General features: G+C 60.1%; 12 protein-coding genes. 7 read left to right on the top strand and 5 right to left on the bottom strand.

The annotated features are described in order from the left end of the window. The first annotated feature begins 21 nt into the window (after positions 1-21). From KI237_RS27955 to fdhA, 6 genes are all read left to right on the top strand, one after another. Positions 22-1272 carry a sarcosine oxidase subunit beta gene (locus KI237_RS27955; protein WP_003206307.1) on the top strand — a complete coding sequence of 417 codons (1251 nt, stop codon included), beginning with the start codon at positions 22-24 and terminating at the stop codon, positions 1270-1272. 14 nt (positions 1273-1286) lie between these two features. Further along, positions 1287-1616 carry a sarcosine oxidase subunit delta gene (locus tag KI237_RS27950; protein WP_212797906.1) on the top strand — a complete coding sequence of 110 codons (330 nt, stop codon included), beginning with the start codon at positions 1287-1289 and terminating at the stop codon, positions 1614-1616. Beyond that, a complete protein-coding gene (locus KI237_RS27945; RefSeq protein ID WP_212797905.1) occupies positions 1613-4630 on the top strand; it encodes a sarcosine oxidase subunit alpha in 3018 nt (1005 codons plus the stop codon). Before KI237_RS27950 ends, KI237_RS27945 begins: the two co-directional genes overlap by 4 nt. Positions 4631-4797: 167 nt before the next feature. Next, positions 4798-5430 (top strand): sarcosine oxidase subunit gamma, encoded by a 633-nt coding sequence (locus KI237_RS27940; protein ID WP_212797904.1) that lies wholly within the window; start codon positions 4798-4800, stop codon positions 5428-5430. A 182-nt stretch (positions 5431-5612) separates the two neighbouring features. Continuing rightward, a complete protein-coding gene (purU, locus tag KI237_RS27935) occupies positions 5613-6470 on the top strand; it encodes a formyltetrahydrofolate deformylase (RefSeq protein WP_212797903.1) in 858 nt (285 codons plus the stop codon). A 225-nt stretch (positions 6471-6695) separates the two neighbouring features. Next, complete coding sequence (gene fdhA / locus KI237_RS27930; protein WP_003177608.1) at positions 6696-7895, top strand: formaldehyde dehydrogenase, glutathione-independent; 1200 nt, start codon at positions 6696-6698, stop codon at positions 7893-7895. Between the two features lie 108 nt (positions 7896-8003). On the opposite strand, the gene KI237_RS27925 is transcribed toward fdhA, so the two are convergent. From KI237_RS27925 to KI237_RS27905, 5 genes are all read right to left on the bottom strand, one after another. Then, entirely contained in the window at positions 8004-9014 is a 1011-nt protein-coding gene (locus KI237_RS27925) for an RHS repeat-associated core domain-containing protein (protein ID WP_212797902.1), read from the bottom strand. 26 nt (positions 9015-9040) lie between these two features. Then, complete coding sequence (locus KI237_RS27920) at positions 9041-9253, bottom strand: cold-shock protein (protein ID WP_212797901.1); 213 nt, start codon at positions 9251-9253, stop codon at positions 9041-9043. Between the two features lie 189 nt (positions 9254-9442). Further along, positions 9443-9715: a hypothetical protein gene (locus KI237_RS27915; protein WP_212797900.1), complete on the bottom strand. Its 273-nt coding sequence runs from the start codon at positions 9713-9715 to the stop codon at positions 9443-9445. A gap of 301 nt (positions 9716-10016) precedes the next feature. Further along, positions 10017-10592 (bottom strand): hypothetical protein, encoded by a 576-nt coding sequence (locus KI237_RS27910; RefSeq protein WP_212797899.1) that lies wholly within the window; start codon positions 10590-10592, stop codon positions 10017-10019. Between the two features lie 108 nt (positions 10593-10700). Further along, entirely contained in the window at positions 10701-11108 is a 408-nt protein-coding gene (locus tag KI237_RS27905) for a DUF3757 domain-containing protein (protein WP_212797898.1), read from the bottom strand. Between the two features lie 272 nt (positions 11109-11380). Here KI237_RS27905 and KI237_RS27900 point away from each other — a divergent pair, with 272 nt between their 5' ends. Continuing rightward, on the top strand, positions 11381-11953 hold the full coding sequence (locus KI237_RS27900; RefSeq protein ID WP_212797897.1) for a DUF2780 domain-containing protein: 573 nt from the start codon (positions 11381-11383) through the stop codon (positions 11951-11953). The last annotated feature ends 5 nt before the right edge of the window (positions 11954-11958 follow it).

Below are 11958 nucleotides of genomic sequence, written 5' to 3'. Positions count from 1 at the left end.
GTCGGTTTTGGAGTAATGACTATGCAACGCTATTCAGGCTTCGGCCTCTTCAAACACTCTCTCAGCCATCACGAAAACTGGCAGCGGATGTGGCGCACGCCGACCCCGAAAAAGGTCTACGACGTGGTCATCGTCGGCGGTGGCGGGCATGGCCTGGCAACCGCCTACTACCTGGCCAAGGAACACGGCATCACCAACGTGGCCGTGGTCGAGAAGGGCTGGCTGGGCGGCGGTAACACCGCGCGCAACACCACCATCGTGCGCTCCAACTACCTGTGGGACGAATCGGCCCACCTGTACGAGCACGCGATGAAACTCTGGGAAGGCCTGTCCCAGGACTTGAACTACAACGTGATGTTCTCCCAGCGTGGCGTCTACAACCTGTGCCACACCCTGCAGGACATCCGTGATTCCGAGCGTCGCGTCAGTGCCAACCGCCTCAACGGCGTGGACGGCGAGCTGCTCAATGCCAAGCAAGTGGCCGACGAGATCCCGTACCTGGATTGCTCGAAGAACACCCGCTACCCGGTGATGGGTGCCACCGTCCAGCGTCGCGGCGGCGTGGCCCGTCACGATGCCGTGGCCTGGGGCTTTGCCCGGGCGGCGGACGCCCTGGGCGTGGACCTGATCCAGCAGACCGAAGTGATCGGTTTCCGCAAGGAAAACGGCGTGTGCATCGGCGTGGAAACCAACAAGGGCTTCATCGGCGCCAAGCGTGTCGGCGTGGTGACGGCCGGTAACTCCGGGCACATGGCCAAGCTCGCGGGCTTTCGCCTGCCGATCGAGTCCCATCCGCTGCAAGCGCTGGTGTCGGAGCCGATCAAGCCGATTATCGACAGCGTGATCATGTCCAACGCCGTGCACGGCTACATCAGCCAGTCCGACAAGGGCGACCTGGTGATCGGTGCCGGTATCGACGGCTACAACGGCTACGGCCAGCGTGGTTCGTACCCGGTGATCGAACACACCATCCAGGCCATCGTCGAAATGTTCCCGGTGCTCTCGCGGGTGCGCATGAACCGCCAGTGGGGCGGCATCGTCGACACCACGCCGGACGCCTGCCCGATCATTTCCAAGACCCCGGTGCCGAACATGTTCTTCAACTGCGGTTGGGGTACCGGCGGCTTCAAGGCCACCCCGGGCTCGGGCAACGTCTTCGCTGCAAGCCTGGCCAAGGGTGAAATGCATCCGCTGGCCGCGCCGTTTTCCATCGACCGTTTCCACAACGGCGCACTGATCGACGAACACGGCGCTGCTGCCGTCGCCCACTAACAGGAGAAATCCCTATGTTGCACATCTTCTGTCCTCACTGCGGCGAACTGCGCTCCGAAGAGGAATTCCATGCATCCGGCCAGGCACATATCCCGCGTCCACTGGATCCGAACGCCTGCACCGACGAACAGTGGGGCGACTACATGTTCTTCCGTGACAACCCGCGCGGGTTGCACCATGAGCTGTGGGATCACGTCGCCGGTTGCCGCCAGTACTTCAACGCGACGCGTGACACCGTGACCTACGAGATTCTCGAAACCTACAAGATCGGCCAAAAGCCGCAATTCACCGACAAGGCTGACAGTCCGAAAGCGGCCGCACAGGCTCTGGGAGAGAAGGTATGAGCCAGATCAATCGCCTGTCCAACGGTGGACGGATCGACCGCAACAAAGCGCTGAGCTTCACCTTCAACGGCCAGACCTACAAAGGCTTCGAGGGCGATTCCCTGGCCGCTGCGCTGCTGGCCAACGGTGTCGACATCATTGGCCGCAGCTTCAAGTATTCGCGTCCTCGCGGCATCTTCGCCGCCGGTGCCGAAGAGCCGAACGCCGTGCTGCAGATCGGTGCCACCGAAGCCACGCAAATTCCTAACGTGCGCGCCACGCAACAGGCGTTGTACCAGGGTCTGGTCGCCACCAGCACCAACGGCTGGCCGAACGTGAACAACGACATGATGGGCATTCTCGGCAAGGTCGGCGGCAAGCTGATGCCGCCGGGCTTCTACTACAAAACCTTCATGTACCCGCAATCGTTCTGGATGACTTACGAAAAGTACATCCGCAAGGCCGCGGGCCTGGGTCGCTCGCCGACCGAGAACGATCCGGACACTTACGACTACATGAACCGTCACTGCGACGTGCTGATCGTCGGCGCCGGTCCTGCTGGCCTGGCCGCCGCACTGGCCGCGGCCCGCAGCGGTGCGCGTGTCATCCTGGCCGATGAACAGGAAGAGTTCGGCGGTAGCCTGCTCGATTCCCGCGAAAGCCTGGACGGCAAGCCAGCGACCGAATGGGTCGCCGCTGCAGTGGCTGAACTGCGTTCGATGCCCGAAGTGGTGTTGCTGCCGCGTGCCACGGTGAACGGTTACCACGACCATAACTTCCTGACCATCCATGAGCGCCTCACCGACCACCTCGGTGACCGCGCGCCCATCGGCCAGGTCCGCCAGCGCATCAACCGCGTCCGCGCCAAGCGCGTGGTCCTGGCGACCGGCGCCTGCGAGCGTCCACTGGTCTATGGCAACAACGACGTGCCGGGCAACATGCTGGCCGGTGCGGTGTCCACCTACGTGCGTCGCTACGGCGTGGCTCCGGGCAAGAAACTGGTGCTGAGCACCAACAACGACCACGCCTATCGCGTGGCCCTGGACTGGTTCGACGCCGGCCTGCAAGTGGTGGCTGTCGCCGATGCGCGCAGCAATCCGCGTGGTGCGCTGGTGGAAGAAGCCCGCGCCAAGGGCATTCGCATCCTCACCGGCAGCGCCGTGATCGAGGCCCGTGGCAGCAAGCGCGTCACCGGGGCACGTGTTGCTGCGATCGACGTGCGTGCCCACAAAGTCACCAGTCCTGGCGAATGGCTGGACTGCGACCTGGTGGCCAGTTCCGGCGGCTACAGCCCGGTGGTCCACCTGGCTTCGCACCTGGGCGGCAAGCCGATCTGGCGTGAAGACATCCTCGGTTTCGTACCGGGTGAAGCACCTCAAAAGCGTGTATGCGTCGGTGGTGTGAACGGTGTCTACAGCCTCGGCGATAGCTTGGCCGATGGCTTCGAGGGCGGCGTGCGCGCGGCTAACGAAGCCGGCTTCAAGGCCGTGGAGGGCGTGTTGCCCAAAGCCCTGAGCCGTCACGAAGAGCCAACTCTGGCGCTGTTCCAGGTGCCGCACGAAAAAGCCACCGCACGGGCGCCGAAGCAATTCGTCGACCTGCAGAACGACGTCACTGCCGCCGCCATCGAGCTCGCCACCCGCGAGGGCTTCGAGTCGGTGGAACACGTCAAGCGCTACACCGCACTGGGCTTCGGTACCGACCAGGGCAAGCTGGGCAACGTCAACGGCCTGGCCATCGCGGCCCGTTCGCTGAACGTGAGCATCCCGCAGATGGGCACCACCATGTTCCGTCCGAACTACACGCCGGTGACCTTCGGCGCGGTGGCTGGCCGGCACTGTGGGCACATTTTCGAGCCGGTGCGTTTCACCGCGCTGCATGCCTGGCATGTGAAGAACGGTGCCGAGTTCGAAGACGTCGGCCAGTGGAAACGCCCTTGGTATTTCCCGAAGAACGGCGAAGACATGCATGCCGCGGTCAAGCGCGAATGCAAGGCCGTGCGCGACAGCGTCGGCCTGCTGGACGCCTCGACCCTGGGCAAGATCGATATCCAGGGCCCGGACGCCCGCGAGTTCCTTAACCGCGTCTACACCAACGCCTGGACCAAGCTCGACGTGGGCAAGGCTCGCTACGGCTTGATGTGCAAGGAAGACGGCATGGTCTTCGACGACGGCGTGACCGCCTGCGTCGCCGACAACCATTTCATCATGACCACCACCACCGGCGGTGCGGCCCGCGTGCTGCAATGGCTGGAGATCTATCACCAGACCGAATGGCCGGACCTGAAGGTGTACTTCACCTCGGTCACCGACCACTGGGCGACCATGACCCTGTCGGGCCCCAACAGCCGCAAGCTGCTGAGCGAAGTCACCGACATCGACCTGGACAAGGACGCTTTCCCGTTCATGACCTGGAAGGAGGGCCTGGTGGGCGGCGTGCCGGCGCGGGTGTTCCGGATCTCGTTCACCGGTGAATTGTCGTACGAAGTCAACGTGCAGGCCGACTACGCCATGGGCGTGCTCGAGCAGATCGTCGAAGCCGGGAAGAAATACAACCTGACCCCGTATGGCACCGAGACCATGCACGTACTGCGGGCCGAGAAGGGCTTCATCATTGTCGGCCAGGACACTGACAGCTCGATGACCCCGGACGACCTGAACATGGGCTGGTGCGTAGGCCGGACCAAACCGTTCTCGTGGATCGGCTGGCGTGGCATGAATCGCGAAGATTGCGTGCGCGAAGACCGCAAGCAACTGGTAGGCCTCAAGCCGATCGACCCGAATGTCTGGCTGCCGGAAGGCGCGCAACTGGTGTTCAACACCAAGCAGGCGATCCCGATGACCATGGTTGGCCACGTGACCTCCAGCTATGCCCACAACTCCCTGGGTTATTCATTTGCCATGGGTGTGGTCAGGGGCGGCTTGAAGCGGATGGGCGAGCGAGTGTTCGCGCCATTGGCCGATGGCAGCGTGATCGAGGCAGAGATCGTGTCTTCGGTGTTCTTCGATCCGAAGGGGGATCGGCAGAACATTTAGTGGCTTGAGGTCCTGTGGGAAGCCGGTGATACCGCGCCGGCATCATCGCGAGCAAGCTCGCTCCCACAGTTGATCGCGTAACCCTTGTGGGAGCGAGCTTGCTCGCGATGACGGCCTCACAGCCACCACAAGCGTTGGACTCAACAGCATTCAGACAGGTGCTCCATATGACAGCCGCCAATGTTTACCAACAACGCCCGACCACTGGGGCCAAAGCCGAGTCGTCGCTGCACCATGCCGACCTCGCAAGCCTGGTGGGCAAGGGTCGCAAGAACGCCGGCGTGACCGTGCGCGAGAAAAAACTGCTCGGCCACCTGACCATTCGTGGCGACGGTCACGATGCGGCTTTCGCCGCAGGCATTCACAAGGCCCTGGGCATCGAGTTGCCGGGCGCGCTGAGCGTCATCGTCAAGGGCGAGACCAGTTTGCAGTGGATAGGGCCGGATGAGTGGTTGCTGGTCGTCCCGACCGGCGAAGAATTCGCCGCCGAGCAGAAACTGCGTGAAGCCCTGGGCGACCTGCATATCCAGATCGTCAACGTCAGCGGCGGCCAGCAGATCCTCGAACTGTCCGGCCCTAACGTGCGCGACGTGCTGATGAAGTCCACCAGCTACGATGTTCACCCAAGCAACTTCCCGGTGGGCAAGGCCGTGGGCACGGTGTTTGCCAAGTCGCAACTGGTGATCCGCCACACCGCCGAAGACACCTGGGAACTGCTGATTCGTCGCAGCTTCTCCGATTACTGGTGGCTGTGGTTGCAGGATGCCGCGGCTGAGTATGGGTTGAGCGTGCAGGCCTGAAGCACCGCAATCCTTGTGGACGCAAAACTGTGGGAGCAAAGCTTGCTCGCGATGCGGGCGCTTGAATTCCAGATAGCCCGCGTTGTTTTTATCGCGAGCAAGTTTTGCTCCCACAGATAAATCCTCCGCCACAGGTTTTGTGTCCGGCGGGGGGTTATCCATAACAAACAGGAGTCACCGTAATGAGCCGCGCCCCAGACACATGGATCTTGACTGCCGACTGCCCAAGCGTGCTCGGCACGGTGGACGCGGTGACCCGCTTTCTGTTCGAGCAGGGCTGCTACGTCACCGAGCACCACTCCTTCGACGACCGGCTCTCGGGGCGTTTCTTCATTCGCGTGGAGTTTCGCCAACCGGATGGTTTTGACGAGCAGAGTTTCCGCACCGGCCTGGCCGAGCGTGCCGAAGCCTTCGGCATGGTCTTCGAACTGACGCCGCCCAACTACCGGCCCAAAGTGGTGATCATGGTCTCCAAGGCCGATCACTGCCTCAACGACTTGCTCTACCGCCAGCGCATCGGCCAGTTGTCGATGGACGTGGTGGCCGTGGTGTCCAACCACCCCGACCTCAAGCCGCTGGCCGACTGGCACCAGATTCCCTACTACCATTTCCCCCTGGACCCGAACGACAAGCCTTCCCAGGAGCGGCAGGTGTGGCAAGTGATCGAAGACACCGGCGCCGAGCTGGTGATCCTTGCGCGCTACATGCAAGTGCTGTCGCCGGAGTTGTGCCGCAAGCTCGACGGCAAGGCGATCAATATCCACCACTCGCTGCTGCCGGGCTTCAAGGGCGCCAAGCCGTATCACCAGGCCTACAACAAAGGCGTGAAACTGGTCGGTGCCACGGCGCATTACATCAACAACGACCTGGACGAAGGTCCGATCATCGCCCAAGGTGTGGAAGTGGTGGACCACAGCCACTATCCCGAAGATTTGATCGCCAAGGGCCGGGACATCGAAGGGCTGACCCTGGCCCGGGCCGTGGGGTATCACATTGAGCGACGGGTGTTCCTGAACGCCAATCGCACTGTCGTTCTTTAGATTTTAGGGGGCGCTTCGCAGCCCATTCGCGAGCAAGCTCGCTCCCACAGGATTTGTGCCGGTGTACAGATCCCAGCTTCACTGAAAAGCCAATGTGGGAGCGAGCTTGCTCGCGATGAGGCCCTCCCAGACAACAAAGAAACAAGACACAAGCACTACCCGAGCAATCAACGCGCTGCCTGCCTGGGCAACGCAGTTCCACAAAAACAACAGCGAGGTGAAAGCATGTCTGGTAATCGTGGTGTCGTGTATCTCGGCAACGGCAAGGTCGAAGTACAGAAAATCGACTATCCAAAAATGCAGGACCCGCGCGGCAGGAAGATTGAGCACGGTGTCATCCTGCGCGTGGTCTCCACCAACATCTGCGGCTCCGACCAACACATGGTGCGCGGCCGTACCACCGCCCAGACGGGCCTGGTCCTGGGCCATGAGATCACCGGTGAAGTGATCGAAAAGGGCAGCGACGTCGAGAACCTGAAAATCGGCGACTTGGTGTCGGTGCCGTTCAACGTGGCTTGCGGGCGCTGCCGTTCCTGCAAAGAGCAACACACCGGCGTCTGCCTGACCGTCAACCCGGCCCGTGCCGGTGGTGCCTACGGTTACGTGGACATGGGCGACTGGACCGGCGGCCAAGCCGAATACGTGCTGGTGCCGTATGCCGACTTCAACCTGCTGAAACTGCCGGACCGTGACAAGGCCATGGAGAAAATCCGCGACCTGACCTGCCTCTCCGACATCCTGCCGACCGGCTACCACGGCGCCGTCACCGCTGGCGTTGGCCCTGGCAGCACCGTATACATCGCCGGTGCCGGCCCGGTTGGCCTGGCGGCTGCCGCTTCCGCACGCCTGTTGGGTGCTGCCGTGGTGATCATCGGTGACGTCAACTCCATCCGTCTGGCTCACGCCAAGGCGCAAGGCTTTGAAATCGTCGACCTGTCCACCGACACCCCGCTGCACGAGCAAATTGCCGCGCTGCTGGGCGAACCGGAAGTCGATTGCGCCGTTGACTGCGTAGGCTTCGAAGCCCGTGGCCATGGTCACGACGGCGTCAAGCACGAAGCCCCGGCCACCGTCCTCAACTCGTTGATGGGCGTGGTTCGCGTGGCCGGCAAAATCGGCATTCCTGGCCTCTACGTCACCGAAGACCCGGGCGCCGTCGATGCTGCGGCCAAAATGGGCAGCCTGAGCATCCGCTTCGGCCTGGGCTGGGCCAAATCCCACAGCTTCCACACCGGCCAGACGCCGGTGATGAAGTACAACCGCCAACTGATGCAGGCGATCATGTGGGACCGTATCAACATTGCTGAAATTGTTGGCGTGCAGGTGATCAGCCTGGATGACGCGCCTAAGGGCTATGGCGAGTTCGATGCGGGTGTGCCGAAGAAGTTTGTGATTGATCCGCATAAGTTGTTTAGTGCGGCGTAAGCGGTAAAAGGGCAAGACGGAAAAAAGGGCGACAGTGATGTCGCCCTTTTTTATTAATCGATATTTTCATTGCTCGCCGCATGCATGCACCGAAGGTCCGAAGCCTATTCATTGGCGGACCTGATGGACTTGAGCCGTCATAGGGTTGCGCCTGAAAGAACCATAATATTTAAATGAAATATCCTTATAGGTATGAGGGCGGAAAGACTTTATCCCCTCGCTTATCCCCTCGCCTCGGTAATAATCAATGTCGAGTGCTTTTGAAGGCATATCGGTTACGTATACTTTCAGTACGACTGTTCGTTCGCTTTTTGAGAGCAATGAACGAGCGTATTCCTTTGCAACTTGGGGATCTGTGGCTATGTAGAATCCTTCACCCAGTACCAAGTTTTCCAGTTTGCTGTTGGCCCCTGCATATCCATCCAGAACTCCGCGGTTGAGCAAATTTTGTGCGCTGCTATCTGTAGTGCCATGGTAACCCACAGCATACTGTTTGGTCGGTGAGGGGGCTTCAGCTTTATTGGGGGATTTTTTTTGACCCAACAAATTTCTCAGCCCTTTGAGAGGGTTAAACCCTTTAGGAAAAAAGAAGTGTCCTGTCGGATCCCGCCTATTAAGCGGATCCCCGCCGCAATAGGTATACGCATTCAGTCCACCCTTCCCAAACGGGCTCAAACTGTCCGGACTGTTAAACCGCATCAACACTGGGTTGAAGGCCCGATACCCATTACCCAATAAATAATGCCCCGTCACCGGGTCCGGCCGTTCGCCGTTGAAGCCGAGCAGGCTGAGTAGGCCATTTTCCGCAGGGCGATGGCCGTAGGGTGTGTAGGCGAGAGGGTGAGGTTGTGTTGCATCGAGCACGTGCAATACCGAGCGTTGCTGGTCGGTGGCGAGCAAGGTGGTTTCGACGGTGCCATCCAGGCTCCGTTGTTTGGCCAGGAGTTGGTCGTCCATTTGGAAAATCGATCGTCGTACCTGGATTTGGATCTCGGTGGTCAGGCGTTCTTTCAGGTAGAAGCGCTGGGTGCGGGCCGTGGCCGATGGCATGCAATCGGCCAGGCGATCCAGTGGGTCGTAATGGTAGCGGCAGAGCAGCGTTTTGCGGTTCGCCGGCATGGATTGACTCCTGCGTGAACCGATGGTTAATCCGGCGTTACTCTCGTGGCTTGCATGCCTTTGTCGCTCTTCTCGATTTCAAAGAAGACCGTTTGCTTCTGTTTCAATGTTCTATAACCCTCGCCGGCTATCGCTGAGTAATGAACGAACAGTTCCTCGCCTCCTTTGCCGCAGGTAATGAAGCCATAGCCCTTTGCATCGTTAAACCATTTAACGGTTCCTTTGATTCGGTCGTTCATTTTTATTGTCCTGCTTGCCCGAATGAAGAAAGGCACGGGGACTGTGGTTTGCCCAGAGCCTTGTTTTTCGTTGTCTCGGCTGGAGATTAGAACCGGCACAGACAGTTGCCTACTGTCAGAGTTGACAGTAGGCAATACCGAGAAGAGATAAGGGATTGTGCGTTGATCGTTGGATGACTGCCGCAGCAGTCATGCCATGGCTTGAGCCTGCAACCGTCGACCGATCACGTCCAGCACGTCACAGCCATCGCGTAACGGAATTGCCAGGAGCAGGGCGAAATCGTGGAGGACGACGGCGTCGGAACTGAGCTCTTCGCGAAAGGCGATGTTTTCCAACAGTTGGGTCACGGCGCGGATGCGGTAGGCGGCGGTTTCGTGGAGGACGTCGAGGGGGGCTTGGGTATCGATGAGCAGGGCGGCGGGGGTGCAGTCGACGCCGGTGAGGGGCATGTATCGGTTCATGGCTAGAGCCTCATGGATTAAAAAAGGAGTTCTGACCGTAGTTTTCCGAGTCGCCAAACCCGGGTCGTCCACTGGACGACCGGGACGAACTATAGGCATCGCCTGTAGAGCGGTGCAAGGTTAGAAGTTGCGGGTGATTTCCCAAGTAATTGTGGGATTTTTGGTCGTGAGTATTCAGGCAGGAACACCGCCCTCATTGTGGCGAGGGGTCTGCTCCCGCTGGGCTGCGCAGCAGCTCCCGCTTTCAGATACCGACGGCGAGCGCTTCGCACTCGAGCGCGAGCAAGCTCGCTCGCCACGCTTATTGATGGGCTACCGCTTTGCGGATCCGCTCACAAAATTCAGGGTAGAAACCCTGGGCGCTAGGGCCTTGGCAATAGTCTTGCGCCTGGGCCAAGGCCTCGCCGCTGAAATTCAGGCTGCGGGGCATGCTGGCGAAGGTGACGTAGCCATCTTGCTGCGTCTTGATCGCATCGAAACCCTGCATGTCGTAGACCAGTTCCACATCATCATCGGCCAGCAGTCGCGCCTTGACCGTCACTTGCGTGTATTGCTTGCCCCCTGGCGCGCCATTGAGCGCTGCCAGGCCGTGGCCGACAACGCGCAGCATGTGTGGAACCCAAGGCTCGCAGTCATCCGCACAGGCGCCTGGACGGTAAAGCACGGTCAGCGCTTGCTGGTCACGGCTCACCTCGGTCAGCGCCGGGTCGGAGCGCTTGATGCGGTGCTCGATGGTCAGCCAAGTCTTCTGCTCCTCGCTGATGCCATCGGCAAGCTCCGGGTTCAGGGGGCCGCGCTGGCATTCGTTGACGCCCAGGGCAATGAGCATGCCTGTCAGGATGACCGCGAGGGTCGCTCCGCCGATCTTTACATTCATAAGCAAGCTCTGCTGGAAGTAGCCGCACTGTACGGTACCTGATCAGCCAAGGGCAGGGGCCTTTGAACAGAGGCTCGTTGGCGCAAGTAAAACCATGGCTTTTCAGGGTCAGAAACTCAAGCTGAAATAGTCGGCATTGATGAGTCTGCACATAGGGGTGTCCGGGCTTTCGCAACGATTATCCGCCCACGGCAACGATGTCGGTTCTTGGGCCTGGAGATATTCCAGCGTGAGATTCAGCTCACCGTACTTGCAAGTAATGGTCGCCCTGGTCGGTGCCTGGCTGTCTACGTCAGGTTGATGGACCGCGAACTCTGCCCCCTTGAATTGCCACAGCGCTGGGTTGACTACTTCTACCAGGCTCTGGCTCTGCCACTCGCGATGATCCTGAACTTCCACCGATTCGGTGTTGTGATGAATTTGCGTCACGGCCGGACAGGTTATTTCACCGGCGTGGACATGGCCGATCATCAGCAGGAATATTCCGGCGCCGCCGCCAGTCATTGAGTTTCGCATTTTCCTATCCCCCGATTTTTTCTATCGGCGACATGTTTGCGGCTATGTCAGGGGAAGGGCTACTGTCAGTGCTGACAGTTGTCTATGGCGATTTGGAATCAGCTGACCGTAATTTAATCGCACTTGGCGATAACACACCCAGTGTTTCGTGAAAACGAATCGGATTCAGAAGTCAGTCGCATGGTGGAACAATCCTTGTCCACCCCAGTCCAACGCTCGATTTTGCGCCGTCCCTCATGGGCGGTTTTTTCAGGGTTCAAGAGGGTGTTCGGATGAAGGTTTCACGCGGTTTTGCACTGTCTTGCCTGCTCACGCTGGCAACCGGCCCGGCCTTCGCGCAGTTCAGCCTCAGTGATGCGGCCAATGTGGTATCGGCGATGCAGGGTAATCAAGGCGAGCAGGCAGAGGGCGCCGTGGCCGCCGCGCCGAAAGCCGCCGGGTTGCTCAATACCCTGGGCTCGGAACTCAAGATCACGCCGGAACAGGCCATCGGCGGTGCCGGTGCGATGTTGGGATTGGCGAAGAACCGGCTCAGCGAGCCGCAGTTTTCCGAATTGAGCCAAAGCGTGCCAGGCCTCGATCAGATCGCCGGCAACAGCGCCATCGGTGGGCTCAATGGCCTGGGCGGTTTGCTCGGTGGCGGATCGGATAAAAATGCACTGCTCGACGGCTTGCTGGGTAACGTTAAGGACACCAACGACCTGAACACTGCCTTCAGTGCGCTGGGCATGGACAGCGGCATGATCGGGCAGTTTGCTCCGGTGATTCTCCAATATCTTGGACAGCAGGGCGTGGGCAGTTCGCTGTTGCAGAACCTGGGCGGTATCTGGAGTCAAGGTGGATAACAGAC

Source organism: Pseudomonas sp. St316 (assembly GCF_018325905.1).
Lineage (GTDB): Bacteria > Pseudomonadota > Gammaproteobacteria > Pseudomonadales > Pseudomonadaceae > Aquipseudomonas.
Note: the sequence above shows the minus strand (reverse complement) of the source record. Positions and strands in the feature narration are given on the sequence as shown.